The following is a 25,924-nucleotide window of genomic DNA, read 5'->3' as shown; positions in this document are numbered from 1 at the left end:
CCGGGGGCTGGGCCGCCGGACTCGCCCGCCGCTCACGGCCACTCCCTTTCCTATCTCGAGTTCTACGTGCCGTTGTGATCGAGATACCCCTCGACCAGCCCGATCACGCTATAGAAAGCATGCGCGTCAAGGATAGTGCCCCCCATATGCGGCCGGGCCCGGCAGCGCCGCGACCGGAACGGCGGCACGTCAGGGATCACCGCGTCCCCGGGAACACTCTGCCCCTCGGCGCCTACGACGATCTTTACTAGACTGACAAGACGGAATCGGCCGACGCATGCTCCTAACGAGGCGAGTTTCATGCTTCCACCTAGTCAGCGAGAAACCAGTGGCACCGACAGCATGGGCGAGTCCCCGGCGGTCGCAGCGGGCAGTCCCCGGCCGGGGAGCTCCGCGCCTCGCAGCGGACTCCGCGTCCGCCACGCAGAGATGCGTCCCAACATCAGGATCGCCCTGTGGTGCGGGATCATCGCGATCCCGCTGAGTCTGGCGCCCTTCGCCTCGGTCCTCATCGGTTCGGCAATACCCGGCAGCGACGTCCTCGGGTGGGCGGCGGTCGGGCTGACATACCTCGCCCCGATGCTCATGGTGATCGGCGTCCTCGCCTTCGCGCTCGAGTACGGCCCGCTGCCGAGAGTCCACACGTTTCTGACGGCCGTGGCCGCGGCGGCCGCGCTGGGCCTCGGCGCCGCCGCGCGAGCCGCATGGCTGGCCGGCTTCGATGCCGCCGACATCGGCCAACCCGCCCCGGCCCTCAGCCGCCTCTTCCTGGCGCTCTTCCTGGCGTCCTGCGCGGCGGGGGCGATCGCGGTCGCAATCGCCCTTGACGGCCTCATCGGCGAGCAGCTGCGTCTGGTAGCGCGCACGGTCATTGGGATCGGAGCGGGCCTGGCCATGGTGCCGCTCGTCGGGATCACAATAATGATGACCCCGTTCGCGGTCACGGGCGCCTCCGCCACACTCGTGGTCCTCGCCACCCTCTACAGGCCGCGCCCGCCCTTCCCGCCGGCCGCACCGCCCGCCCCGTTGCCAGCGTCGCCCGTCGGGACGGCGCCGTCCCCGTCGTCCTGTGCGCTGCGGCCCACAGGACGGCTGCGGATGGTCCGCGCCGCGAGCCCCGCGGGCCCCGAGTCCCCCGCGACGCGTCGATTCGTGCGGGCGCTGGGCGCCTGCGCAGCCGTTCTCGGGCTGGTGGCGGTCGGCTGCGTCCTCAAGGACCTGATCGCGACGTCAGGAGAGGGGTCGCGCCTTCTGGCAGCGGCCATGAGGATCGGGCTCCTCGCCTTCCTGCCGCTGCTCGCAGCGGTCGGGCTGCGCCTCTCGGGGCGCTCGCCGTACGCGCCCGTACACACCTGGGGGCCGGTCGCGCTGGCGGGCTTGGCCGCCGCCGTGGCGGCAACCGCTTTCCGGGGTGCGCCCCTCCTCGACCGGCCCGCCCCGACGGCGGCCGTCTCGGCCGTCTGCGTCGGGGCCGCAGTCACCTGGGTGATCATCCGCAGGGCGCCCCTGCCCGCGGCGCCGCGCATCGCCCTGGGGGTGGTCGCGGGACCGACCTGCGTGGCGCTGGCGATGCCCGCCCTCCCCGCCCTGGCGATTGTTCCCCTGGTCGGCGGGCTCATGATCGTGTGCCGGCGCGCGTCGCGCCCCGCCCGCGCAGACGCATCGGCCCGGCCGTAGGCCGGTCCAACGGTCCGGCGCGACGGACAGCGGCCCGGCCGCGCTCAGGTCATGGGCATCGGGCCGCGAGGGCGCTCGCGCCGACGGGATCCGCCGCCGCGGGCCAGGCGCGCCCCATCGGGCGCGCCGGAGGGGCCCCGACGTCGGCGACTCGCGGCGGGCCCTGCCCGCGACCATGGCACCGCACCGGCGCGCTGCGAGAGAAACGCCGGCGAGCACGGGTTCCCGTCACTCGGTCACGGCGGGCCCACGCGCCTGGGATCACGCGTCGGCCGGAACCTCCATGGCGCTGCGGGGCTGCTCGGAGTCGGCGCTCCCGGCATCACCGGCGTCGTCCTCGCTGCCCCCGCCCCCCGGCGGGCTCGGTGGGCCCCGTCCCCGGCCGCGGGCGCGTCCCCGCCGTCGGGTCCCACGGCCGCCTCGGCCTCGGCGGCCCGGGACACCGGCGCCGTCGGCCGCTGCGCCGTGGGCGGCGTCGGCACGCCGGTCACCGGGGCGGCGGAGGGCTCGGGGCCGCGGGGGCGGAGGAGGCGGGCGCGGTCGGCTTCGCCGCGGAGGTGGCGGACGGCGCCTGCGAAGTGGAGGTCGTGCTGCCCGTCGGGGTGAGGCCGGCGGTGGCCATCTACTCGGACCACGCCCAGGCGACGGCGTCGATCCGGGCGTACCGGGTGAGGGGGCGAGCCCCAGCCCGGCGCGCAGCTCGTTGACCCTAGCCAGGATGGCATCGGCGTAGGCAGCCCCGTCCGCGCTGATCGCGGCCGGGCTGACCGCGGTGCCGACCATGACGACCAGACCCTGCTGCGCGGGAACCGCAGAGGCTGCCACCAGGGGCACGGCAGCGGCGGCCAGCGCCAGCGGGCTGGGGCCCTCATCGGTCGTTCTCTCGAGTCGGAGCCTAGTTGCGGTAGCCCATTCGGGGCTCACCGGTCACGGCGAGATAACAATCAGTGCTGGTTGACCGGGTGCGGACAGAAGTACCCATTGAGCCCGGGCGCGCGCACCGCCGATCATCGGTCCTGCCACCACTGGAACCGGGCCCCGGATGAGGAAACAGCCACCATGAACATCATGACGGTCAAGACCATCACGACCCTGTCCGCCGCGGCCGCTCTCACGCTCGGCCTGGGCGCCTGCAGCCATCACGACAGGGGGCGGGCCGGCGACTCCTCCTCCGCGACGGGCGCCACGGCCGGCAGCGCGCCGAGCGCCGGCGGGCCCGCGGGGGCCGAGAGCGGCTCCTACAGCGCCTCGATCGACGGCGAGCCCTACACCGTCGACAACCCCATCATCACCTGCGACAAGGACGGCGACGCCATGGTCCTTGATGTCAGCTCCCGGTACCCCGGTGGCGCCGGGGACATCATGGTGGTCATCGACGACGGCTCCGTCAGCCTGGTCACCATGGGCGCGACGAGCGGTCGGGGGATCAGGTACCTCGACGGGGGCCCCGGCAGCGTCAGCGCCACGGTCAGCGGCTCGACCTACACCATCACGGGCGAGGCCCGGTACGTGGACCTGGATGACCCCACAGCCTCCGGGAGCAAGCCCTTCGACGTGACGATCACCTGCCCCTGACACGCCCGCAGCCCGAGCCCCGGTCCGGTCACCCCACGTGGAAGTACCGGGCCACCAGGTCCTCGACCCGGGCGCGGGCCCGGCGGTCTCCTCGCGCCGCACCTCGTCACCCGGGGCGGTGAGCCGCTCGACCCGGAAGTCGATGAGGCTGGACGGGAAGACGCCGAGCGCCTCGAGTCCCCGCGCTGGGCGACCGGCCGCTCGGCGACGTGGGCCGTGGCTCGTGTGCTGGCGCCGGCCGCCGCTTCCGCGAGGGCCCTGAGCTGCCGCCCCTGGGGTGTGGTGCGTGCGATGGTGTTGGGGAGGCGGTTCGGGGTACTTGTGACGTCGGAGGGGGCGGTGCGCACACTGGACTGCCGGGAGGCGGCGCCATCCGTGCTCGCCTCCGCCTCCTCAGCCCTGCTACGGCAGCTCCTTCGAACTGCGGGCCGTCGCCACGGCCGCCTCGGCCTCGGCGACCTGCTCCATTCCGGTCTTGCGGGACAGCGGCACCTCCGGCAGGAGGAGCGCGATGACCGCGGTGGCCACGAACAGGGGGATCATCCAGCCGAAGATCGGCAGCAGGGCGTCCGCGTAGGAGCTCGCGACGGCGTCGTGCAGCGCTGCCGGCAGCTGGCCCACCAGGGCGGGCGTGAGAGAGGAGGTGTCCTGCCCCTGGAACTGGGCCAGCGCCGCGACCACCGCCGGGTCCGAGCTGCGGGCCAGCGCCCCGATCTGTTCGGTCAGGCCGGCCGTCAGTCCCGAGGAGAAGGCCGCGCCGATGATCGAGGCGCCCAGCGCCACCGCCACCTCGCGGAAGAAGTTGTTGCCGCTGGTCGCTGTGCCCAGGTGCCGGGCGGGGACGGCGTTCTGGACGACGGTGATCAGGAGCTGGAAGAACAGGCCAATGCCCGCGCCCATGACGAGGGTGGCGGCCGAGACCTGCCACACGGGGGTCGACGTCGTCAGCCTGGAGAGCCAGAAGACGGCTCCGGCCGCGATGAGCGCGCCGGCCACGGGGTAGACCCGGTAGCGGTTGCGGCGCGCCACCAGGACGCCGGAGAGAATCGAGGCCGCCAGCATGCCGATGGTCATGGGCACCAGGAGCAGCCCGGAGGCGGTGGCCGAGTAGCCGTAGACCATCTGCAGGTAGGTGGGCAGATAGCTCATGACGCCGATCATCCCGCCCATGGCGAGCATGCCCACGACCGTGGCCACGACGAAGGTCCTGTTGCTCAGGATCGCCCACGGCAGGATCGGCTCGGCGGCGCGCGTCTCCACCAGAGCGAAGAGCGCCCAGCAGGCCAGGCCCGCCGCTCCCAGGGCGATAATGACCGGGCTGGTCCATTCGAGCTGGTTGCCGCCCCAGGTGGCCATGAGGACGATGGCCACGGCGCCGGCGTTCATGAGGGCCAGGCCCCACCAGTCGATCCTCTCCGTCAGCGGGCGGGCGGGCAGGCGCAGCACGAGGGCGACGGCGGCGAAGGCCAGGACGCCCAGCGGCAGGTTGATCCAGAAGGTCCACCGCCAGGAGACCGAGTCGGTGAGCCAGCCGCCCACGATCGGGCCCAGGATGGAGGCGATGCCGAACATGGCGCCCATGGGGGCCATGTAGGTGCCGCGCACGCGCGGCGGGATGATGTCGCCGGTGATCGCCTGGGAGGAGATCATGAGGCCGCCGCCGCCCAGGCCCTGGAGGGCGCGGTAGACGATGAGCTGGGTCATCGAGGCGGCGGTGCCGCACAGGGCCGAGCCGACCAGGAACAGTCCGATGGCCACCAGGAAGAGGCTCTTGCGCCCCACGAGGTCGCCGAGCTTGCCGTAGACGGGCATGGCCACGGTGATGGCCAGGGTGTAGGCGGTCAGGATCCAGGCCATGTGGGCGGCGCCGCCGAGGTCGCCCACGATGGTGGGCAGGGCGGTGCCGACGATGGTCTGGTCCATGGCGGACAGGAACATGACGACCAGGAGGGAGGAGTAGACCGCCCAGAAGCGGCGGTCGGGGCGGAAGTCGCTTCCCGGGCTGGCGGGGTTCGCGCCGGTCTCCGGCGCCGTAGCGGTGTGAGTCACGGGTAGTGCCTTTTCGGGTTGAGGAGAGTTGAGAGGGTCTGGAGGGCGGGGGACGACGGCGGTCACCCGGGCGGGCTCGGCATCCGGCCCTCGGCCCCGGACACGGCCAGGACCTCGCCCATGGCCGCAGTCACGGCGCGGACGGCGTCGGCCAGGCCGGGGCGCGCCCCGTCGTCCGCACCGGCAGGGGGCCGCGGCTCGGCGCCCGAAACGCCGTCGGCGCCGCCCGGGCCACCAGGACCGCCGCAGGCGGGGGCTCCGCAGGCGGAGGCCCACAGGCGGACCGCGCCCTTCTGCACCGCGACGCACAGGCCGACGACGGCGATCACCCGGGCGTCGGTGACCGGCAGGCCGAGGCGCCGGCCGGCGGCCTCCTCCAGGACGCGCTCGACCGCCTCGAAGCGCTCTTGAACGGCGCGCTCGACCTCCGGGTTGTCGCGCACGACCTCGGGGAAGGCCAGGAGCCAGTCCTGGTCGGGCTCCAGGGACTGCGCCCCTGAGGTCAGGAGGTCGGCAAGGTCCTCCAGCAGCGGCCCGTCCCCGCTCGCGAAGGCCTCGACCGCCTCGGGCTCGGGGGCGTCCGGGCCGATGAGGAGCAGGTCGGCCTTGGAGGAGAAGTGGTTGAAGACGGTGCGCCGTGAGACCCCGGCGAGGGCGGCGACGTCATCGACCGTCATGGCGGTGTAGCCGCACTCACGGACCAGGGCGAGTGCGGCCGCCCGGATGGCGGCGCGGGTGCGCCGGGCACGGGCGGCGCGCAGGTCGGTTCGAGTCACGACCTCAATCATGCACTGAGTGCACACTTGCACCAAGTGCACCTACCGAGAGGTCGGTCACGCGGCGACCGATCGTCGGAGCCACCCGCGCTCGTCTCCGCGCCTCCGCGCCCGGGGCGCCGAGCGTCGCACCCGTAGCAGCACCGCCCTCACCTACTGACGCCGCTGGCGGCGGCAAGCCCGAGCATCGCGCCCGCAGCAGCGCCACCCTCACTGACCATGGTTGGGGTACACCAGGATCGTGGCGTGGTGCCCGCCGGCGTCCAGCTTCTTGTCGCAGGTGACGACCGGGACGCCCAGGCCCTCCGCGAGCGCCAGGTAGGTGGCGTCGTAGCTGGTGTACCGATTGCGCAGCGCCCACACCCGGTCGGACAGGAGCGCCGCCTCGTACCGCGTGATGGTCAGGTCCGCGTAGAGGCGACAGGCCTCCTCCGCGTCGGCGAGAGCCAGGGCCCCTCCCAGGACCATGCCGCGCAGGGCGGAGAGCACCTCGACGTCCAGCAGGTGCGGTGCGGCCAGGTCTCCCGCCATGGCGTCCAGAAGCGTCGGATCGACCTCACGGCCGACCAGCGCCTCCACCACCGCGGAGGCATCGACGACGATCATCCGCGCCCCACCCTCACCGCCGCCACGACCTGAGCCGTGCTGGGGCCATCGGCTCGGTTCTGCGTCCGCAGGCGCTGCACGACCTGCGCGTTCGTGGGGCGCGACACGATGAGGGCGAGCTGCGCGGCGACGTAGGCGGACAGGGAGACTCCCTCGGCGGCCGCCCGCGCCTTGAGCTCCTCGGTCACGTCCTCGGGCACGTCCCGAACGTAAAGCGTCGCCACGCCTCCATGCTAGCACTCTGCAATCAGGCGATTCGCGGCGAGGCCCCGCCGCCGTCCCGCCCGACCGGCGCCGGCCTCCCCGCACCCCTCACCGAGATCGGTCGTACTCCGGCTCGAGACCGGCAGGTCTCCGCACCGAGATCGGCCAAGGGCAGCAGGAGGGCCAGGAGCACCCGCACCACCCGCCCGCTCCCCTGACCGGCATCCCCCCTGGCTCTGGGCGCAGCCACCGAGACGCCGGCAGCACAGGCGGAGGCGCGCGTGCGCAGCCTCAACGCACCGCCGCACCCGGCCCCCGCGCATGGGGGCGTCAGCCCGTCGCGGCCGGGGCGAAGTCGACGACGACCTCGTACAGGCCCCTGCTCGCCCTCAGGCCGGCGAAGCCGTCGCGCACCTCCTGCGGCAGCGCACCCGGGTCGGGGGCGTAGGAGGACAGGTCGAAGTCGACCCGGACGTCGGCGACGGCCCGGCTCCAGGTCTGCGGCGCGTACGGGTCGGCCACGCGGAAGGGCATGGGGGCGGCGTCGATCCCGCGTTCCCGCACAGCCTGCTCGCTGGCGGCGACGAGCTCGGGGGACTCGGCGTCGTAGACGAGGCGCCCGCCCGGGAAGCGCCGGGCCATGGCATCGACGAGCCCGGCCACCTGGGCGTTCTCCAGGAAGTAGAAGACCCCGGAGGCGACGGCGATCAGTCCGCCGCCGGCGTCGACCCGGTCCATCCAGGCGTGGTCGGTCAGGGAGGCCGGCAGGTCGCGCTCGCGCTCGTGGGGCTCCATCCAGGTGGAGCGGAGCCGAAGGACCTCGGGGAAGTCGAGGTTGTAGACGGTCGCGCCGCCGTTGTCGACGTCGTCGATGAGGCGGTCGAGCCCGCAGCCCAGGTCAACGACAGCGGCCGCCGGGCGGTCCTGCAGGTAGCGGCGGATCTCGGTGACGGCGGCCAGGTGGCGCAGGGCGTAGATGGACGCGGGCATCTCCCCCATGTCCCTGTCCTGAATGTCGGGACGGACCGCCGCGGCCAGTGAGACGGCCCGCTCGGACCACGGGTCGCGGAAGCAGGTCGGCCAGGTGCGCGCGGCCCGGGCGCGCCCCAGCAGGGGGAGGAAGAGCGTCTCCTGGACGCCGGCGTCAATCATGCCCGCACCTTAGGTGATTGACGACGGAGTACGGGAGAGGGCCGCACCGGTGGCGGTGTCCCTCTCATCGAGATCGGTTCGAGGCGGTCGTTCGGCGCCCGCCTGGCGCCTGCTGTGCGCCGGGGCTCTCAAGAAGGTGGCTCCCACGCGCTTTCAACGCTCGCACCTCACTCCCGCCCATGACAGAACCGCGGAATCGCGCCGACTCCCACGGCGCCGTGGGAGTCGGCCGCCCTGGAGGCGCATGGAGCCGTCACTTCTCCCGTGCCCGAGCCGGTCGCCGAGATGACTGGCTCCGGGGCAGTCGGAGGCGCCCGGTTCGCGCTCCGCCGGACTCACCGGACCGATCTCGACGCGGAAGCGAACCGATCTCGACGAGGGGGGAAGGATCGCGGGCCCGCCCGGCGCGCCCTGGGCCATCGGGACCAAGCATCGAGCGAATGCGGCGCGACCGCGCCCCTGAAGAGCCGGTCGCCTACAGTGGAGCCAGGACAATACCCGGAGGAAGGAGGCGCCCGTGACAGTGCCAGCAGCGCGTCCGCCCAGGGCCGCGGACGGCGGCCGTCGGGACTGCGACGCCCGCGGCAGGGCGGCGCTGCGGGCCCTCGGGCTGGACGACGGTGCGGCCCTCGCCGGGGACGTCATCGACGTCGTCTCACCCCTGACCGGCTCGCCCATCGGCCGAGTCCCCCGTCTCGGCCCCGACGACGTCGTCCGGGCCGCCCGGCGGGCCCGCGCCGCCCAGGAGCAGTGGGCGCGCACGCCCGTGCGCGAGCGCTCCCAGGTGCTGCTCGCCCTCCACGACCTGGTCCTGAGGCTGCGCGGCCCGCTCCTCGACCTCGTCCAGTGGGAGTCGGGCAAGGCCCGCGCCCACGCCTTCGAGGAGCTGGCCGACACCGCCATGACGGCCCGCTACTACGCCCGCACCGGCGCCCGCCACCTCGCCGCCGAGCGGCGCCGCGGGGCGGTGCCGGGGCTGACCGGGGTGGCCGTCCACCACCGGCCCGTGGGCGTCGTCGGCATGATCTCGCCGTGGAACTACCCCCTGACCCTGGCCGCCTCCGACGCCGTCGCGGCGCTCATGGCGGGCAACGCCGTCGTCCTCAAACCGGACTCGGCCACCCCGTTCACGGCCCTGGCCGTGCGCTCCCTGCTCGTGCGCGCCGGGGCCGACCCAGGCCTCCTCCAGGTCGTCACCGGGGCGGGCACCGCGCTCGGGGCCCCGCTCATCGACGCCGTCGACGCCCTCATGTTCACCGGCTCCGCGGACACCGGCTCGGCGGTGGTCTCCCGGGCTGGGGCGCGCCTCATACCCGTCTCCGCCGAGCTCGGCGGGAAGAACCCGCTCATTGTGCGCGCCGACGCCCCCCTGGCCCGCACCGTGCGCGGCACCGTCAGGGCCTGCTTCTCCAACGCCGGCCAGCTGTGCGTCTCCATCGAGCGCGTCTACGTCCACCGGGACGTGTGGGACCGGTTCGTCCCCGCCCTCGTGCGGGCCACTGGCGCCCTGCGCGTGGGCGCCACCATGGGCTGGGAGACCGACATGGGCCCGCTCATCAGCGCCGAGCACCGGGCCAGGGTCGCGGCGCACGTGGACGACGCCGTCGCCAGGGGCGCCACGGTCCTCACCGGCGGGCGCGCCCTGGAGGAGATCGGCCCCACCGCCTATGCCCCCACGCTCCTGGCCGGCGTCACCGGGGACATGGAGGTCCACTCCGCCGAGACCTTCGGGCCGGTGGCGGCGCTGTACCGCGTGAGCGGGGACGAGGAGGCCGTGTGGGCGGCCAACGCCTCCCCCTACGGGCTCAACGCCTCGGTGTGGACCGCCGACCCGCGCGCCGGCGCCGCGCTGGCCGGACGCATCCGCGCCGGGACCGTCAACGTCAACGAGGGCTACGCGGCGGCGTGGGGCTCCACGGCCGCCCCCATGGGCGGGATGGGCGCCTCGGGGCTCGGGCGCCGCCACGGCCCCGAGGGCATCCTCAAGTACACCCAGTCCCAGACGATCGCCGTCCAGCGCCTCATGCCCCTCCAGGCGCCGCCGGGCGTCGGCGGGGAGCGGTGGGCGGCGGCGCTGACCGCCTGGCTGCGCCTGGCCCGGCGCCTGCCCGGGCTGGACCGGTAGCCGCGGCGCCGTCGTCGGACACCACCCGTATGCGCCGCCGCGGCCGCTACCGGCCTCCCCCGGCCCGCCGAGCGGCAGCGGACCGGAGCCCGTGCGCGTAGGCTCGTCATATTGAGCGTTGTCATAAAGCCGCGAGAGTAGGCCCAGATGGAGCTGTTCGCCGTGCCGTCCGCCAGGGAGATCGTTCCCGCCCTCTTCGTTGTGCTCCTGTGCGGCCTCATCGGGCTGGAGCGGGAGGTGCACCGCAAGGACGCGGGCATCCGGACCCATATTCTCGTCGGGCTGGGGAGCTGCCTGTTCACCCTGGTGTCGCTGTACGGCGTCCCGGCGGCGCTCACGGGCAATATGCGCTGGGACGCGTCGCGCATCGCGGCCCAGGTGGTCTCGGGGATCGGCTTCATCGGGGCGGGAGTCATCTTCTTCGAGCACGACAGCGTGCGGGGCCTGACGACGGCGAGCGCCATCTGGGTGGCGGCCGCCGTCGGGATGTCGTGCGGGGCCGGGATGATCGCCGTCGCCGCCCTGATCGTCGGGCTGTACTTCGTCACCACCCTCGCGCTGGCGCCCATCACCCGCCGGCTGCTCCACCGGGGAGCCGAGGGCCGGCTGCGGATCACCTACACCGACGGGAGGGGAATCCTGCGGACGCTCCTGCTCAGGGCCACCGACCTGGACTTCGAGACCATGGTGACGGCCAGCCGTCAGATCGTGCGCAGGGACTGGAGGGGCGCCGTCATCGACCTGCGGGTCAGCGGCAGGAAGGACATCTCCTTACTCGTGGCCGCCCTGTCCATGGTGGAGGGGGTGACGGAGGTCGAGGTGCTCGACGACGAGCGCTGAGCCCTGCTGCGGACGTGCGCGCCTGGCGAGGGCGGGCGCCGTCGGACAACCGCTCGCCCCCAGGGACGATCATTTAGACTGGGCACGGCTCGCATCCGGCTAAGGAGCATGATTATGAAGGTGCTGATCCTCGGCGCCACCGGCCCGACCGGCGGCCACGTCCTGGCAAGCGCCCTGGAGGCGGGTGACGCCGTGTCCGTCCTGGCGCGCCGCCCCGAGGCGCTGACCGAGGTCGGGGACCGGATCACGGTCCTCCAGGGGGACGCCACCTCGGTCGACGACGTCGCCCGCGCCGTGGAGGGCCGGGACGCGGTCATCGCCGCCCTCGGGCGCGGGGGCTCGCTGCGCGCGGAGGGTCTTTTCACAAGCGCCGCCAGGGCCGTCGCCGAGGCGATGGGCCGGGCGGGCGTGAAGCGGCTGGTCTGGCTGTCCTCCTACGGCGTTGGCGAGACGATCCGGACCGCGTCGCTGCCGCAGCGCCTCATATACCGCACCATCCTGCGCGACATCTATGCGGACAAGGCGGCGTCCGAGCAGATCCTGCGAGCCAGCGACCTGGAGCTGACGATCGTCTATCCCACCACCCTGACGAACGACCCGGCGAAGGGCGCCTACCGCGCGGCCGAGAGCATCCCCATGAGGGGGATGCCGCGCATCAGCCGGGCCGACGTCGGCCGCTTCATGCGCAAGGCGGCTCACGATCCCGAGTGGATCTGCCGGGACGCGGTCATCACCGACTGAGCGGGGCCGCGCCCGCGCCATCCGCCGGCGTGTGGCGGAGGAGCGGGAAACCACCCTCTTGGGCGGCCTCAGGTTCCGGCGGCCCCGTCGTAGAAGGCGAGCTCGACGAGGTTCCGGTCGGGGTCGCGCACGTAGAGGCTCCGGACGGGCCCGCGAGCGCCGGCGCGTTCCACGGGGCCGAGCTCGACGGGCACGCCGCAGGCCGCCAGGTGCGCGGCCGCGGCGTCGATCCCGCCGACGGCGACCAGGCACAGGTCCGCGCTGCCGGGCACGGGGCGGTCGGCGTGCGGGGCGATCGGGGCCCGGGCGGCGTGGAGGTCGATCTTCTGGTCGCCCAGCCGCAGCGCGGTCCGCCCCTGACCGAAGGCGATGACCTCCATCCCCAGGACGCGCGAGTAGAAGTCGACGGCGGCCTCGATGGAGGCGACGGTGAGGACGAGGTGGTCGATGCCGGTGACGCGCACGGGATGATTGTCCCCCGCGAGTCCCGCGGTGAGGTGCTCCCGCACCAGATCGGCGGGACGAGGAGCGCGGCGGGGACGGTCCCGATCAGGTGCGAGCGGGCCGCTCCAGCCGGAAGTGCCTGTCGAGGTGATCGGTCTCCCGGTTGCGCGTGTCTCCGACCAGTCGGAATCCCGCGGCCTCCAGCACGCGCTGACTCGTGGTGTCGTCAACATGGACTCGGGCCGTGATCGCCTCGAGCCCGGTTGGGCTGCCGGGCGTGCCGGACGCCTCAATGTCAGCGGAGGCTCGTCACGTGAATGTGCTTTTCTCCTGCTCTTCTGGAGATGGGTGTCAGAAGAACAAGGTGGGCGCTGTGGGCGCCACCCGTGTCCAGTTATCTCAGAACGGGGCCTGTCAGGGGCCCAGGAGCGCGACTCGAGCAGCGCCCCCAGCATGCCATCGGTCCGAGACCCCAATGGCGCTCCGTCGCCGTCAAGGAGCGAGGCAGGGGTGAGACCGAGCAGTCCTGCGGCGAGCGCCGGATCGGCGAGGTGGTGCTTGGGAGCGCGTCCGAGGCGAGTCAGCAGGCTGCCGCCCGACTCCCACGCCGGGACCGGGTCGAACAGACACAGTGATGTCAGCACGTTCCGGTAGGCCTCGGTGGTCGAGTTCGAAGAGCTGGGCGCCGGCGTCCGCCGGCTGGCGCTGGGGGCGGGGCGGCGCATGGCGGGGGCCGGGCTGATCGCCGAGCCTCGGCAGGTCCGCTGCCTCACCCTCGACGAGCTGCTGGACTGGCTGCGCACGGGTGCCGTCGACGTCGAGAGGCGCGTCCGGGCCCGGCCGCGCGCGCAGACGGTGTGGAACGAGGGCCGGCAGACCGAGTCCGCCCCCGGCGACGGGCTGATGGGGGCCGCAGCCAGCCCAGGCGCGGTGACCAGCCCGGCACGGGTGGTCGCCGGGCCCGCCGACCTCAAGCGGCTGAGGGAGGGAGACATCCTGGTGTGCCGGGCGACCGACCCGGCCTGGACCCCGCTGTTCGCCCTGGCCACGGGGGTTGTGGCCGAGACCGGCGGCCGCCTCTCGCACGCGGCCGTTGTCGCCAGGGAGTACGGGGTCCCGGCCGTGCTGGGGGCGCCGGGGGTGAGCGCGCGCATCGCCGACGGCGCACGGATCAGCGTGGACGGGACGGCGGGGCGGGCGGCGGATCTTTCATGACAGGAATGCGCTGGACCGCACCATCCACGATGTCGGACACGAGTAGTACACTCGAGCCATGCGTACAGTGACCAAGCGGGAGCTCAACCAGAACACGGCTTCCGTCCTCCGGCAGGTCACGGCTGCTGGGGACGTCATCGTCACCGAGCGGGGAGTGCCTCGTTGGCGACTCAGCATCTTCACCGACGACGGTCCTCTGTCCCGCCTGGAGCGAGCCGGCCTGTACACGCCCCCGGCAACGGAGCCAACGCCCTGGCCCGCCGCACCGGCCGGACCGTCCTACACCGCGGACCAGGTGGCCGCCCTGCTCGAGGACTCGCGAGGGGACCACTGAACAGTGGGGATCATCTACCTGGACTCCTCGGTCGCCCTGTACGCGGTTCTCGACGTTCCCCAGCGGTCGGCGCTCCACAGCTGGATGGCGACGTCGGGAGCGCTCCACGTGTCATCACGTCTGCTGCGCACCGAGGTCGTCCGGGTCCTGCGTCGCGAGGACATTCCTGTGTCCCAGGCCGCCCCTCTGCTCGATCGAGTCGGCCTGCTGGATGTCACACGAGAGGTTCACCGCGTCGCCGAAGACATCAGGCCTCACGTCAAGACCCTCGACGCCCTGCACCTGGCGACCGCGGTGACGCTGAAAGAGACTCTGGATACGCCTCTCACCATCGCCACCCACGACAAGACGATGACATCTGTCGCCCATCAGCTGGGCCTCGGGACGGTTGATCCTGTCACGCCCGGCAACCCACCCCAGGGCTGAAGACTGCACCTCGCCCGGGCCCGGCAGCCTCCGCGGCTCCAGCGGCTCCCCTTCGTCGAGATCGGTTCACTTCCGCGCCGAGATCGGTTCACTTCCGCGTTGAGATCGGTCCGCGAGGCCTTGCGGGCGCCCGCCGGTCGCCTCTGGCGCCCCGGAGCCGGTCATCTCGGTGACTGTCCCAGGGCTGGGCGCGCAGGCGCGAGCGGTCAGCCCACCGTCGTGACGATCCTGGTGACCTGGCGCGGCGGTCCCTGACGCTGAGCGGTGCTCCCCGAGGCCACCAGCCCGGCGCCGTCGTCGGCGAACCGGTACTCGTGAGCGGTGCGCGACCAGTCCCACCGCTCCACCGGTCGCCGCCTGATCTGCGTGAGCCACTCGCAGGCTCTGACGGCCTGCTCCGTGAGCGGACCGGTGAACGTCCTCCGCAAGATCGTGCGGCTGCGGGACTCAAGGTTGAAGAGCTGGTTGTGGAGACGACCGACGGTGGTGCGCGCCCCATCGAAGTAGGCGCCGACGGTCAGCACCACGCACTCGTCCGCGATCAGGTCGAACCAGGCCAGGCACCGCCCATCCGCAGAGGGGCTGTCCATGCCCTGGTACCAGTCATCGGGTGCCAGGCAGAGCCCTCTGAGGTCCGCGGGCAGAGCAGCACGCACGACCGCAATCCATGCGGCCTCAACCGGCGCCAGTTGTTCAGTTGCTTCAACGCTCACGGGCGAAGTCTACTGTTCCCTGATCGCCGCAGTCTCACCCTCGACGTGCGATCGGCAGTCGGAAGCGGCCGCCCGGCCGCGCGACCCCTGAGGCGCGGGCGGGTCAGTGGCCGATATCTCCTCGGCGTCCTGCTGGAGTCAGGGCCCCGGCGAGCTGGCGGAAGTAGTTGTACCGGGCCCATGATCCGCGATCGCCGATCACATAGAGGCGGCGCCTGGCACGGCTGGCGGCGACATTGACGAGGTTGACGGTCTCCGACGCCCAGGCCTTGGCGCCGGGCCTGTCGGGAGCGCCGCCGAGCACGAGGAGGACGACGGATGCCTCGCGCCCCTGCGCCGTGTGGATCGTGCCGGCGCGGAGCCCAGGGCATTCCTCCGACAGCCTTTGAGCGCATCCGCAACCGGACGGAAAGGCGAGGTCGCAACGACATCGGACAACGAGATGCTCTGACCCCGAAGATAACCGAACCTCTATTTCAGCCGTTCGACCTGGTTCTCCTGAAGGTGGGTCCCATTTCTCGGCGCAGACTCGTCGCACCACTGGCTCGGCGCGATTCTCGGACCCGCGGGGCCGTCGGAACCATCGGCACGACGAGGAAGAACAGCTGCCACGCCGCGCGACGCTTCTCCGCCTGCAACGGGGTGCTGGCCCGCCTCGATCTCCTGGTCACCGGGCTCGATGGCGGGAACATCGGGCACGGCACCGCCAATGTCGACATCGGCCCGACCATGCGGCGGGCCCTGGCCCTGGTGCTGCGCGGCGCGCTGCTGGCCTTCGCCATCCGGTGCGGCATTACGGCCCGTTGGGCAGTATCGCTGTGCCAGGCCGTCGGGCACCTCGGCGACGACCTGCTGGCGCAGCTCCTCGCCGAGCGCGGGGCGAGATTCGCCGCCGAGTACATCGGCCGGGAGCCCAACGGCCACGGCGCCGTCGGGCGGCGGCGCGGCGGCCTCTGGATCCGGGTCGTCCGCGAGCCGGGGAGCCGCCCCGCCAGCCGGACTACGTCGTCATATGGATGGCTGCTGGCGCTATCCGCCCTAACCGGTACCGGGGAAGAGAGCCGGGACCCGGAACCCTTCAAAGCCGAACTGGAGGGACATCTGGATCTCGCCGTCGAGTTGCTCCTGGCCCCGCAGGGGTCTCTCGGCGGCCCACTGCGCCTGCCCCTGCTTCCCCGCGAACACCGCACTGGGGCGCACCCCCTGGAAGGAGTGGGACAAGGCAGCCTCGCTTCCCCGCGAACACCGCATCGGGCTCTGCCTGGCCGGGCTGGAGTCCGCACCGCAATTCACCGAGCGCACCGGCTGGGGGCGTCTTCTCCCGGATCTGGATTCCCGCGGGCGCCAAGGAGCCGGTGGCGGCGTCGTCATACCTGGCGGGCTCAGTGCTGGCCGCCGTCGAGCCCGGGGAGGCCCCCAGCGTGGGGCCGGCCTCCAGCCCCGCCACGGCATGGCCGCCGTCGAGCCCGGGGAGGCCCCGGCCACGGCACCGGAGCAGCCTGGGCTCCGGGCGGTCACCGAGTGCCCCGGGAGCTCTGAGGCGGTGAGGCTGGCCCGGGAGGCGGTAGGGCGGTTGTCCCGGGCGGGCAAGTCCGATCCGGCCGGGAAGAGATCGCCCCGGTAGGATGGCAGGGCGTGGGCTCCCTCGTCTCCGCGCAGAGGAAGAGCGGCGAGCGGGCTCGGCGGCTGCGCGCCCTGATCGTGGACTCGGCGGCCGGCCTCGTAGGCCTCGATCTCGGCGAGAGGCGCGAGGCCCGGCCCCGCGCAATGGCACCGCACCCGCTCAGCCCTCCCAGGAGGCCGCGGGAGACGACGGCGCCCCGGACCCCGGTTCCGCGGCCCCCTCCCCCGCTCCCGCCGCGAGCCGAGGGCGGCGCCTGGTGACCAGCATGACCGCGAGGAACACCAGGGCGTCCACGACGGCCATGGTCGAGGATGTCGCCAGGTCCGCCTGGAGCGCCACCCAGAAGCCCAGCAGCGCCGAGAGTGCCGCGATCACCAGGCTCAGGAGGATCGTCCCGGGCAGGGTGCGGGCCAGCAGCAGCGCCGTCGCCGGGGGGATTGTCATGAGGGCCACCACCAGGATCGCCCCGGCCGCGTCGAAGGCGACCACCACCGTCAGGGAGACCAGCGCCATGAGCCCCAGGTCCGTGCTCCGCACCGGCAGCCCCATGGTGCGGGCGGTGACGCGGTCGAAGGTGGAGAGCTTGAGGGTGCGGAAGCAGACCAGCACGTAGACGGCGGTGACGGCGAGCACGGCCAGCAGCCGCCACATGGTGCGCGGCCCCAGGTCGACGGCGCCGTCGGCGACCAGCACGTGCTCGGGGGCCAGCGCCATGAGGTTGAGGTCCCCGGTCAGCACCGTGTCCTCGCTGATGTGCACCTTGGACAGGGTGGTGGACAGCAGGATGACCCCCAGTGCGAACAGTGCCGGGAAGACCAGCCCCTGGTCGGCGTCGCCGGTGACCAGCCCGCCGGCCCGCAGGCGCTCGGCGCCCAGGACCACGAGCAGCCCCGTGGCGGAGGCCGCCACCACCATGAGGGGCGAGTGGGTGGTGCCCGACAGGATCGCCCCGATGACGATCCCGGGCAGGACCGCGTGCGACATGGCCTCCACGAGCATCGCCTGGTGGCGCAGCACCAGGAAGGTTCCGGGAAGGGCGCAGGTGACGGCGGTGACGACCGCCAGGAGCGCGACAGCGGCGATGAACGGCATCAGGCCACCTCCCCCTTCGCCTGAGCCAGGAGCCGACGGCGCTGGGCACGCAGGGCCCGGCGCCGCTGCAGCACGGAGCGCTCCGGGGCGGCCAGCAGCGAGACGGCGAGCACCGCCGCCAGCACCAGCACGACGACAGGGCCGGTGGGAACCTTGCCGAGGTTGACCGCCAGGCCGGAGCCCACAGCCCCGGACAGGGCGCCGATCACGCCGGAGAGGGTCACCATCGACCACAGCCGGTGCGTCCACTGGCGGGCCGCGGCCGCGGGCATAATGGCGAAGGCGATCATGAGGATGAGCCCGACGGCCTTAATGCCGATCACCACGGCGACCGTGGCCGTGCCCAGGAGCAGGGGGCTGAGGACGGAGGGGGAGAACCCCATGGTGCGGCACAGGGTCGGGTCGAAGGTGAAGACCTTGAGCTCCTTCCAGGCCAGGAGGACCACCAGCAGGGCCGCAGTGCCGAAACCGCCGATGGTCGCCAGGTCGGCGCTGGTGAGGGTGGAGGCATTGCCGAACATGTAGTGGCTGATGCCGCCCCGGTTGGGCAGGGAGGAGTGGACGATAATGCGCAGCAGCACCATGCCGGAGCCGTAGAACAGCGCCAGGCAGATGGTCATGGCGGCGTCCATGCCCACCCGCGAGTGGCGGGCGATCCAGTTGGCCAGCAGGACGGCGCAGGTCGAGGCGATGATCGAGCCGATGGTCAGCACCAGTATGGATCGACCGTCCACGCTCAGCACGGCGGTGGCCACGATGAAGGAGCCGGCCACCCCCAGGGTCGCCGCGTGGCCAATAATGTCGGAGACCAGGGACTGCTTGTGCAGGTAGAGGAATGAGCCCAGGGCCCCGGAGGCAGCGCCAACCGCGGCGGTCCCCATGAGCATGGTGCGGAAGGTGTAGCTCGACAGCATCTGGCCGAGCCCGACCGCCTCGGGCAGAACGGCGGTAGCGCTCACTCGTCCTCCTGAGGGTTCAGGGCCTCGTCGACCAGCCCGTAGGCCCGGTGCAGGTGCTCAGTGGTGAAGGACTCCTCCAGCGTCCCCGCACTGACCAGGGACCCCTCTGACAGGAGCAGAGAGTGGGTGCACAGGCGCCGCACCGTGGACAGGTCGTGGTGGACGATGACAATGGTCTTGCCCTCCTGCCGCAGGGAGTCCAGCACGCCGGCGATGGCCCGCTCCGAGGCGACGTCGACACCGGCGAAAGGCTCGTCCATAAGGTAGAGGTCGGGCTCCTGGGCAAGGGTGCGCGCCACGAAGGTGCGCTGCTTCTGCCCTCCGGAGAGCTGGGAGATCTGCCGTTCGGCCAGGTCGGGGATGCCGGCCGCCTCCAGGGCCTTATCGACGACGGCGCGCTGGGCCGCCCCGGGGCGGCGCCACCAGCCGAGGCGCCCGTAGGTGCCCATGGAGACGACGTCACGCACCGTGGTGGGGAAGTCCCAGTCGACCTCGGCGGTCTGGGGCATATAGGCCACGCGGCGACGGGAGCGCGCGAGGTCCCGGCCGAAAAGGCTGACGTCGCCCGACAGGGTGGGGACCAGCCCCATGACCGCCTTCAGGAGCGTGGACTTCCCGGCGCCGTTGGGCCCCAGGATCGCCATGACGGCGCCGGGTGGCACGCTCACGGTGACGTTCTTCACCGCCAGGCGGTCGTGGTAGGCCACACTCAGGCCGGTCACCTGGCAGGGGATGTTCTCGTCGTGCATGGAGATGCTCAGCGGAGTGCGCGGGTCGATCACCGGCTCACTTGGTGGCCAGGGCGGCGACGATGGCCTCGGCGTTGTACGCGAAGACGCCCAGGTAGGTGTCCACGGGGGCCTGCTCGCCCAGGGAGTCGGCGTACAGCGGCTTGTCGGAGACCTCCACGTTCCAGCCCTTGGCCACCACCGCCTCCTTGAGGTGGTTGATGGCCTCGGGGTTTTTGAGGTTGTCCTGGAAGATGGTGGGGACCTTCTTCTCCGCGATGAAGGCGGCGAGCTCATCGATCTCGCTGGCGGAGATCTCGGACTCCGAGGAGACGAAATCGGTGGCGCGAATCTCGATGTCATAGGTCTTCCCCAGGTAGTTGAAGGCGTCGTGGCCGGTGACCAGCACGCGCCGCTCCTTGGGAATGGTGTCGAACTTGGTCTGGGCGTCGGTCTTGGCCTGGTCGATCTGCGCGTTGTAGGACTCGCCGTTGGCCTTGTAGGTGTCGGCGTTGGCCGAGTCGATCTCGGCGATCTTCTCCGCGCAGGCGGTGACGACGTACTTCCAGTTGTCGGGCGAGTTCCACACGTGCGGGTCGTGGCCCGCGATCTTGCCATCCTCCTCCCAGGGCAGGAGCATGTCCTCGGGGATGGCCTCGGCGGCGGCGACCTGCTTGTCGCCGAGCTGGTCGAGCTGGTCCATCATCTTGTGCTCCATGTCGTGGCCGGTCCACAGCACGACGTCGGCCTGCTCAATAGCCTGGGTGTCGCTGGTGGTCAGCTCCTGGGTGTGGGGGTCCCCTCCGGGGCCGACGAGCACGGTGATGGTTGCGTCGGGGGCGATGTTCTTCGCCGCGTCGCCGAGGTAGCCGGTGGTGGCCACGATCGTCAGGCCCCCGGAGTCCTTGGCGCCGCCCTTCGAGCCGCTCGTGGAGCAGGCGGCGAGGGCAGCCCCGGCCAGGGCGGTGGCCGAGACGATTGCGGAACGACGAGAGATCAGCATTGAGGTCCTCCGAGTAGTCGTGAAGTAAAGCGAGGGCAACCTTAGCCGCACAAAGACGATAACGACAATGGTCCTCACGCCCGGAGGTGTGGGGCGTTGGCAACAAGTTGCACGCGCGTCATGCTGGCGCACGACTGGCCGCGGCGCGCGCCGGCAGGCGCTCACAGCGCGAGAAGGCCGGACCCCAGGGCAACCGTCGGAGTCATGCGGCTCCTCTGGGAGGCGCGGGCGCGCCGGGGCGGATGTCCACGATCACGACCGAACCGAATAGTTGTCGCGGCAGGACTCGTGGACCGCGTCCGCGAGGCGCCGAGCCGTGACGCCCGCCTCGTCCTCGCGCAGGAGTATCGCGCGCATCTCCTGAGAGTCAACGGCCCCGTGGACTCCGTCCGAGCACAGCATGTACCGGGTCATCACCGTCTCCGCGTGCGGGAGCTCCAGCCAGTGGATGTCGAGCGCCCGGGGAGGGCCGCCGAGGGACTGGGTGACGACATTCTCGCTGAGAGCCGGGTCGTGGTCGTCGACACTGATCTGGCTGACGTAGCTGACGACGTCGCGGTAGTCGGGACGGTGACGCTGGAGCCAGTCAACGAGGAGCCCCGCGCGTCTGTTTGACGGACAGGGGCCGGGGCGCTCCTGGTCAGGCGGTGACGCGAGCGGGCCGAGATCCCGCCTGAGGGGTGCAAGGGCTCTGCCGAAAGGCGGCTCTCACGCAGGCTTTCTGGCGGCCGGGCGCCTGGGCAGCAGGCGGGCGATCGCGAATGCCTTAATCAGGTGCGGGGATGCCTGACAGGCCGGCCTCCGACCATTGGGCCTTGAGAGGGGCGGCGAGCTCGCCAGACCCGTTGCCTTCGGCCGCTCAGGCAGGCTCTGCACCGGCGGCCGAGCCGACAGAGTCGAGCGGACCCGCCTATCGGACGCCTTGTCGTCCCGACCCCACCAGGCGGTCCGGCCCGGCAGCAGCGCGGAGGAGGCGAGCCGTGAGAGGGCCGCGCGGGCGCCGTCGTCGGCCCGTCTGCGCAGGATGACCAGGGCGATCAGGGTCGCAGCCCCGAGGACCGGCCCCAGGACCGGCACCGGCAGGAGAGAGACCCCGACGGCCGCGTCGCGGGCGAGCCTGAGCCCATCATGGCCTCCGGCCCGCTCAAGCGGAAACCGCGCCAGAGCCAGGACCAGGACCAGCTGGAGAATGCACAGCCCCGCCCGGAGGGCCGTGGGAAGATCCATCATCGCGGCCTCCTGCACGTCGGCCCGTTGTCGACCTCGGCCACGAGGATCTCCACAGCCGGCAGGAGAACCAGGTCGTGGAAGGAGCGGATCAGGGTCAGCCGGGCCCGGGCGGCCTCCGATCCGGCGTCGGCGCGTCCCGGCCCTCGCCCCCGCCCCGGTCCGCCACCGAGCAGGGAGGCAAGGCGGCTGAGAGGACCGTGCTCCTTCACGGCCAGCATCCACCCCGTGTTGAGCCTCGACCCGACGGGGTCGGCGCGGACCTCGAAGACATGGGGCGGGCGGCGCCGCCCGCCGTCGCGGAACCGGACGGGGGCCTGGAGCCGCAGCCGGCCGCCCGAGTCGACGACGTCGAAGCCCAGGCCGAGCCCGCTGCGGCGCTCCAGCTCCAGGACCGTGCCGAGAAAGGACTCGGCGAGGTGGGACGCCCCTGGGATCATCAGGTCGTCCTCGTCAACGGGGACCGTGCGCATGGCAGCACTCCTTGCGGTGACGGCCCGCCCCGGCGACGGGCCTCACTACATCTGACGGAAGCGGTCCCCACCGTCGCCGTAGATCACCCCGCCGCCCCAGGTCCTCCGCACGCCCGGCCTGCCCGGCGCGGAACTTCCTTCCCTGCGCCCGGCCCGTCCGGCGCGGAACCTTCTTCCCTGTGCCCGGCCCGCCCGGCGCCCTGACCGGGTGCAGCCGTGCCAGCAGCATCCGACCGGTGCAGGGGGCTGCCTCGGTCGCGCACAATGTGCTGAAATACGGCTCAGCAGGTGACCACCGTGGGGAGGCGACGATGACGGGTGAGCAGGACGAAGAGCCACGGCGCGCGGCGTACGACGCGTTCACCGCGGCCCACAGCCTTGGAGCCGAGGGGCGTCACGAGGAGGCCGTGACCGCCTACCGGCGGGCCCTGGATCTTTATCACGGTCTGCCGGACAGCGAGCAGCAGCAGGCCAACTGCCTGCACGACATCGGCGTCGCCCTCCGCGCGATGGGAAACGACGAAGAGGCTGTGGCCGCCTACCGGCAGGCCGCGGACCTTTACCGCTGCCTGTCGGGCAACGAGCGCGACCAGGCCGACTGCCTGTACCACGTCGCCGATATCCTGGACACGACAGGGCGACAAGAAGAGGCTGCGTCCGATTACCGGCGGGCCCTGGATCTCTATCGCGGCCTGCCGGACTGCGAGCACAATCAGGCCAGATGCCTGCGCAACATCGGCGTCGCCCTGTATGCAGCAGGACACTATGAGGACGCTATGACCGCTTACCGGGAGGAGCTGGATCTTTATCGCGGCCTGCCGGACAGCGAGCAGCAGGCCAGCTGCCTGTACAACATCGCCATAACCCTGGGCGACATGGGCCGGCACGAGGAGGCCGTGGCCGCCTACCGGCGGGCCCTGGACCTCTATCGCGGCCTGCCGGATACCGAGTACGATCAGGCCGACTGCCTGAACGACATCGCCAATATCCTCAGGAAGACAGAGCAGCACGAGGAGGCCGTGGCCGCCTGCCGGCAGGCCCTGGACCTCTATCGCAGCCTGCCGGGCACCGAGCAGCAGCAGGCCAACACCCTGTTCAATGTTGGCCTCGTTCTGGGAGATACCGACCGCGAGGAGGAAGCGCTAACCGCCTGCCGGCAGGCCCGGGACCTCTATCGCGGCCTGCCGGACAGCGAGCAGCAGCAGGCCAGCTGCCTGTACAACATCGGCGTCGCCCTGTATGCAGCAGGACGCTATGAGGACGCTATGACCGCCAACCAGCAGGAGCTGGATCTCTACCGCGGTCTGCAGGACGGCGAGCAGCAGGCCAACTGCCTGCGCAATACCGCAGTCATCCTCCGCACGATGGGAGATGATGAGGAGGCCGTGGCCGCTTACCGGAAGGCCCTGAGCCTCTATCGTGGCCTGCCGGACAGCGAGCAGGACCAGGCCGACTGCCTGGCCAATATCGTCAGTCTCCTGGAAAAGGCAGGGCAGCGTAAAGAGGCTCTGGCGATCTACCGGCAGGCCCTGGACCTCTATCGCAGCCTGCCGGACAGCGAGCAGCAGCAGGCCAACTGCCTGTACAACACTGGCAACGTTCTACACAAGACGGAACGCCACGAAGAGGCCCTGACCGCCTATCACAGCGCCTTAAAACTCGACCGCAGCCTGCCGGACAATGAGTAGCAGCAAGCAGAGTGCCTTTTTAATATCGGCAACTCCCTGTACGCGATGGAACGCCACGAGGAGGCCCTGGCCTCCTATCAAGATGCGTTCACCCTCTTTCGCCAGGTGGGCGACACCCCGCACCAGGCCATCTGTCTGATCAATATTGCCAATGCCTTGTACGCGGCGGGACGGCACGAAGGATCGCTCGCCTCTCTTCGAGAGGCACTCGGGGTCTATCGGCAGGCGGACGGCACCGAGCAGGATCAGGCTGACTGCCTGAATCTCATCGGCGACCTCCTGAACCATATGGGGCGCCACAAGGAGGCCCAGGACGCCTATCAACAGGCACAAGATCACCATCGTTAGTCCAACCGTTCTCCAGATCGGCAAGACGAAGCGCCACCATCCCAGGAAGCAGTGGGATTCTTGCCCGAGGCGGACGACACCGAGCACCTGGAAGCCTATCGGGAGGCCCTAGCACCCGGCATCTCTGGAGAGACCGCTGCGGGCAGCCGATTACCGCGCATCCTCTTCATGCGACCTCATCGCGTCCCGAAGCTCTCTCATGCCCTCCTCCAGGCAGTCGCCCTGGTCCTCTTGACCATCTCCGACCCGCCGGTAGACCTCCAGGGCCTCTCCCCATGAAGCGAGCGCCTCCGCGTATCGGTCCAGCATCACCTGAACTGTGCCGATATTGACCAGGCAGACAACTTGTCGGCCCTCAGCCCCTTTGAGCCGCCGGTAAACCTCGAGAGCCTTGCAATACGACTCACGTGCCCCCTCGAATCGGCCGTCCCGATACAGGACGCTGCCGACACGGAGCAGGCAGTCACCCCGGTCCTGATCGACGTTCGGCAATTTGCGGTAGATGTCCAGCGCCTCCCGGTACTCGGTCAGAGCCTCTTCGAACCGCCCCAGTACCCCCAGCGCCCAGCCGGCATTAACGTGGCACCCGGCCATCTTGGTATGGCTGGAGTTAAACAAGATCGGTGTGTGGTGGTGTGACTGGGATGTGCTCGAAGTCGTAGTCGAAGGTGCGGTTGGTGATGTAGGCGGTGAAGGCCGCGAAGGTGTTCTCCATCTTCCTGGTCGTCAGGCCCGGTGCCCCGAGGAACGACCTGCTCGCCTTCGCCCGGTCCACGGACAGCCTTGTCCTCTTCCCCCTGGGAAGCCACATGCGTCTTGTCGCGGCCTCGTGCTCCACGCGGACCTCGTCGACGGCACCAGGCTTCCCAGCCGTCCTGGAGCAGATCGTTGACCTGGCCTCGGACCTCGGCCATCCGCCTGGCGGCGCCCCTCTCTTGTCGCGGCGCCCCCTGGACGGGTCGGGGAGCCTGAGGCTCATGCCCGACAAGGCACATGAGCAGCAGGTCAGGAGGAGTCCGACCTGTACCGGGCACCGAACCTGATCGGACGCGACATCCTCAAGAAGCCGTGGGCGCCCCAGAAGCCGGCCCCGGCGCCCGCCCCCGAGAGCGGCTTCGATGGCGGCTCACCAGGAACCTCCTCCACCTCGTCCCTTCTGCGCCCGCTTGAGCTTTGCCGCGCTCTCGCCCACGGCACGCCCGACCACCACGAGGACTCAGCCCGCCCCTGCCGCCACCGCGACAGCCACTCGCGCACCGCCTCGGCCCACCCGACCACCTCCGCGACAGTATCCAGGCCGACACCGCGGGCAGCGCGCACAACCGCCTCCGCCCTCAATTCTCACAAGCCTGCAGGGTGCCCGAACGCTTCTTCCACCCGATGAGGATATCCCGCTCCTCGTCCATCATGTCGATCTGCACGAGGCAGTCCTGCGCCAGATGCTCCGCAGACGCCAGCCAGGAATCCCACAGCAACCGCCCCAGAATACCATCTTGTTTAATCCCAGCCATAGAAGGCAGTCAGTCTGGCCTTCCTTCACACCAGCCCGCCGGTAGATCCCATAGGCCTCGCGAAAAGCCGTAAGAGCCTTATCAGACTGCCCTGAATAGAAAAAGTCGAATCCCTCATCGAATACCAGTCCGGCCGCCTTCAGCACATCCTCGTCTTCGTCATCGACCATCTTTCCCTCCCGCCGTCGGCCGCCCGGCTGTGCAGCAGGCGCTAACCGCGCATCCCGCCGACCCATTCGCTCCAAGGCTACGACGGCAGCGCCGTCGGTCCTCAGTACGGCCCACGGTCACCTCGGCCGCCTGTGCCACGGCCCTGACTCCGAGCGCCACGAGCGACTCGAAGAGCCGACCGGCCATGTGCGCGCCACCGGGACCGAGAAGCGCGAACTCGGAC

General features: G+C 71.3%; 28 protein-coding genes and 1 pseudogene. 11 read left to right on the top strand and 18 right to left on the bottom strand.

What is annotated here, in order from left to right:
* Window positions 1–429: 429 nt before the first annotated feature.
* Window positions 430–1,677, top strand: a complete 1,248-nt coding sequence (locus O145_RS08520) for a hypothetical protein (protein ID WP_052374879.1) — start codon at window positions 430–432, stop codon at window positions 1,675–1,677.
* A gap of 1,059 nt (window positions 1,678–2,736) precedes the next feature.
* On the top strand, window positions 2,737–3,252 hold the full coding sequence (locus O145_RS16495; protein ID WP_052374878.1) for a lipoprotein LpqH: 516 nt from the start codon (window positions 2,737–2,739) through the stop codon (window positions 3,250–3,252).
* Window positions 3,253–3,654: 402 nt separating this feature from the next.
* Here the strand turns inward: O145_RS16495 and O145_RS08510 are convergent, their stop codons facing one another.
* The 5 genes from O145_RS08510 to O145_RS08490 form a co-directional block, all read right to left on the bottom strand.
* The gene (locus O145_RS08510) at window positions 3,655–5,301 is read right to left on the bottom strand and encodes an MDR family MFS transporter (RefSeq protein WP_052374877.1); all 1,647 of its coding nucleotides are present in this window, start codon (window positions 5,299–5,301) and stop codon (window positions 3,655–3,657) included.
* 62 nt (window positions 5,302–5,363) lie between these two features.
* Window positions 5,364–6,089: a TetR/AcrR family transcriptional regulator gene (locus O145_RS08505; protein ID WP_229118453.1), complete on the bottom strand. Its 726-nt coding sequence runs from the start codon at window positions 6,087–6,089 to the stop codon at window positions 5,364–5,366.
* 198 nt (window positions 6,090–6,287) lie between these two features.
* Complete coding sequence (locus O145_RS08500; RefSeq protein WP_043562254.1) at window positions 6,288–6,683, bottom strand: type II toxin-antitoxin system VapC family toxin; 396 nt, start codon at window positions 6,681–6,683, stop codon at window positions 6,288–6,290.
* The gene (locus O145_RS08495; protein ID WP_043562253.1) at window positions 6,680–6,907 is read right to left on the bottom strand and encodes a FitA-like ribbon-helix-helix domain-containing protein; all 228 of its coding nucleotides are present in this window, start codon (window positions 6,905–6,907) and stop codon (window positions 6,680–6,682) included. The genes O145_RS08500 and O145_RS08495 overlap by 4 nt, the downstream gene beginning before the upstream one ends.
* Before the next feature lie 310 nt (window positions 6,908–7,217).
* Entirely contained in the window at window positions 7,218–8,039 is an 822-nt protein-coding gene (locus tag O145_RS08490; RefSeq protein WP_043562252.1) for a class I SAM-dependent methyltransferase, read from the bottom strand.
* 517 nt (window positions 8,040–8,556) lie between these two features.
* Between O145_RS08490 and O145_RS08485 the strand changes: the two genes are divergently transcribed.
* From O145_RS08485 to O145_RS08475, 3 genes are all read left to right on the top strand, one after another.
* The gene (locus O145_RS08485; RefSeq protein ID WP_084682478.1) at window positions 8,557–10,164 is read left to right on the top strand and encodes a succinic semialdehyde dehydrogenase; all 1,608 of its coding nucleotides are present in this window, start codon (window positions 8,557–8,559) and stop codon (window positions 10,162–10,164) included.
* 147 nt (window positions 10,165–10,311) lie between these two features.
* Window positions 10,312–11,004, top strand: coding sequence for an MgtC/SapB family protein (locus O145_RS08480; protein ID WP_043562251.1), 693 nt, complete (start codon window positions 10,312–10,314; stop codon window positions 11,002–11,004).
* 114 nt (window positions 11,005–11,118) lie between these two features.
* Complete coding sequence (locus tag O145_RS08475) at window positions 11,119–11,745, top strand: NAD(P)-dependent oxidoreductase (protein ID WP_043562250.1); 627 nt, start codon at window positions 11,119–11,121, stop codon at window positions 11,743–11,745.
* A gap of 68 nt (window positions 11,746–11,813) precedes the next feature.
* Here O145_RS08475 and O145_RS08470 read toward each other — a convergent pair whose 3' ends face one another.
* Window positions 11,814–12,209, bottom strand: coding sequence for a VOC family protein (locus tag O145_RS08470; RefSeq protein ID WP_043562288.1), 396 nt, complete (start codon window positions 12,207–12,209; stop codon window positions 11,814–11,816).
* Window positions 12,210–12,849: 640 nt separating this feature from the next.
* Between O145_RS08470 and O145_RS08465 the strand changes: the two genes are divergently transcribed.
* Genes O145_RS08465 through O145_RS08455 form a run of 3 tightly spaced genes read left to right on the top strand, consistent with a single transcriptional unit; the run spans window position 12,850 to window position 14,164 of the window.
* A complete protein-coding gene (locus O145_RS08465; protein ID WP_043562249.1) occupies window positions 12,850–13,404 on the top strand; it encodes a PEP-utilizing enzyme in 555 nt (184 codons plus the stop codon).
* 58 nt (window positions 13,405–13,462) lie between these two features.
* The gene (locus tag O145_RS08460) at window positions 13,463–13,738 is read left to right on the top strand and encodes a type II toxin-antitoxin system Phd/YefM family antitoxin (RefSeq protein WP_043562248.1); all 276 of its coding nucleotides are present in this window, start codon (window positions 13,463–13,465) and stop codon (window positions 13,736–13,738) included.
* 3 nt (window positions 13,739–13,741) lie between these two features.
* Window positions 13,742–14,164: a type II toxin-antitoxin system VapC family toxin gene (locus O145_RS08455; protein ID WP_043562247.1), complete on the top strand. Its 423-nt coding sequence runs from the start codon at window positions 13,742–13,744 to the stop codon at window positions 14,162–14,164.
* 206 nt (window positions 14,165–14,370) lie between these two features.
* Here the strand turns inward: O145_RS08455 and O145_RS08450 are convergent, their stop codons facing one another.
* The 7 genes from O145_RS08450 to O145_RS08420 form a co-directional block, all read right to left on the bottom strand.
* Window positions 14,371–14,877 (bottom strand): hypothetical protein, encoded by a 507-nt coding sequence (locus O145_RS08450; RefSeq protein WP_229118452.1) that lies wholly within the window; start codon window positions 14,875–14,877, stop codon window positions 14,371–14,373.
* 103 nt (window positions 14,878–14,980) lie between these two features.
* Window positions 14,981–15,181, bottom strand: coding sequence for a hypothetical protein (locus O145_RS19130; protein ID WP_043562246.1), 201 nt, complete (start codon window positions 15,179–15,181; stop codon window positions 14,981–14,983).
* Between the two features lie 167 nt (window positions 15,182–15,348).
* Window positions 15,349–15,801: a hypothetical protein gene (locus O145_RS19125; protein ID WP_229118451.1), complete on the bottom strand. Its 453-nt coding sequence runs from the start codon at window positions 15,799–15,801 to the stop codon at window positions 15,349–15,351.
* An 859-nt stretch (window positions 15,802–16,660) separates the two neighbouring features.
* Window positions 16,661–17,593, bottom strand: a complete 933-nt coding sequence (locus O145_RS08435) for a metal ABC transporter permease (RefSeq protein ID WP_052374876.1) — start codon at window positions 17,591–17,593, stop codon at window positions 16,661–16,663.
* A complete protein-coding gene (locus O145_RS08430) occupies window positions 17,593–18,552 on the bottom strand; it encodes a metal ABC transporter permease (RefSeq protein WP_229118450.1) in 960 nt (319 codons plus the stop codon). Before O145_RS08430 ends, O145_RS08435 begins: the two co-directional genes overlap by 1 nt.
* Window positions 18,549–19,334 (bottom strand): metal ABC transporter ATP-binding protein, encoded by a 786-nt coding sequence (locus tag O145_RS08425; protein WP_229118449.1) that lies wholly within the window; start codon window positions 19,332–19,334, stop codon window positions 18,549–18,551. Before O145_RS08425 ends, O145_RS08430 begins: the two co-directional genes overlap by 4 nt.
* 4 nt (window positions 19,335–19,338) lie before the next feature.
* Complete coding sequence (locus O145_RS08420) at window positions 19,339–20,283, bottom strand: metal ABC transporter substrate-binding protein (protein ID WP_043562244.1); 945 nt, start codon at window positions 20,281–20,283, stop codon at window positions 19,339–19,341.
* A 288-nt stretch (window positions 20,284–20,571) separates the two neighbouring features.
* Here O145_RS08420 and O145_RS18110 point away from each other — a divergent pair, with 288 nt between their 5' ends.
* The gene (locus O145_RS18110; RefSeq protein ID WP_156966672.1) at window positions 20,572–20,898 is read left to right on the top strand and encodes a hypothetical protein; all 327 of its coding nucleotides are present in this window, start codon (window positions 20,572–20,574) and stop codon (window positions 20,896–20,898) included.
* A 93-nt stretch (window positions 20,899–20,991) separates the two neighbouring features.
* On the opposite strand, the gene O145_RS08415 is transcribed toward O145_RS18110, so the two are convergent.
* Complete coding sequence (locus tag O145_RS08415) at window positions 20,992–21,513, bottom strand: hypothetical protein (RefSeq protein ID WP_156966671.1); 522 nt, start codon at window positions 21,511–21,513, stop codon at window positions 20,992–20,994.
* Window positions 21,510–21,983 (bottom strand): hypothetical protein, encoded by a 474-nt coding sequence (locus O145_RS08410; RefSeq protein WP_043562242.1) that lies wholly within the window; start codon window positions 21,981–21,983, stop codon window positions 21,510–21,512. Before O145_RS08410 ends, O145_RS08415 begins: the two co-directional genes overlap by 4 nt.
* Window positions 21,984–22,294: 311 nt before the next feature.
* Here O145_RS08410 and O145_RS08405 point away from each other — a divergent pair, with 311 nt between their 5' ends.
* Window positions 22,295–23,671, top strand: coding sequence for a tetratricopeptide repeat protein (locus tag O145_RS08405; protein ID WP_043562241.1), 1,377 nt, complete (start codon window positions 22,295–22,297; stop codon window positions 23,669–23,671).
* A gap of 18 nt (window positions 23,672–23,689) precedes the next feature.
* Window positions 23,690–24,019, top strand: a pseudogene (locus O145_RS08400) (tetratricopeptide repeat protein); the annotation flags it as partial.
* 150 nt (window positions 24,020–24,169) lie between these two features.
* Here the strand turns inward: O145_RS08400 and O145_RS08395 are convergent.
* From O145_RS08395 to O145_RS19120, 3 genes are all read right to left on the bottom strand, one after another.
* Window positions 24,170–24,637, bottom strand: coding sequence for a tetratricopeptide repeat protein (locus O145_RS08395; RefSeq protein ID WP_156966670.1), 468 nt, complete (start codon window positions 24,635–24,637; stop codon window positions 24,170–24,172).
* Entirely contained in the window at window positions 24,630–24,794 is a 165-nt protein-coding gene (locus O145_RS18105) for a hypothetical protein (RefSeq protein ID WP_156966669.1), read from the bottom strand. Before O145_RS18105 ends, O145_RS08395 begins: the two co-directional genes overlap by 8 nt.
* 559 nt (window positions 24,795–25,353) lie before the next feature.
* Complete coding sequence (locus O145_RS19120) at window positions 25,354–25,530, bottom strand: hypothetical protein (RefSeq protein ID WP_156966829.1); 177 nt, start codon at window positions 25,528–25,530, stop codon at window positions 25,354–25,356.
* Between the last annotated feature and the right edge of the window lie 394 nt (window positions 25,531–25,924).

This window comes from Actinomyces israelii DSM 43320, from assembly GCF_000711965.1.
Lineage (GTDB): Bacteria > Actinomycetota > Actinomycetes > Actinomycetales > Actinomycetaceae > Actinomyces > Actinomyces israelii.
The sequence above is the reverse complement of the archived record's forward strand: the minus strand, read 5'-3'. Positions and strand labels throughout refer to the sequence as shown.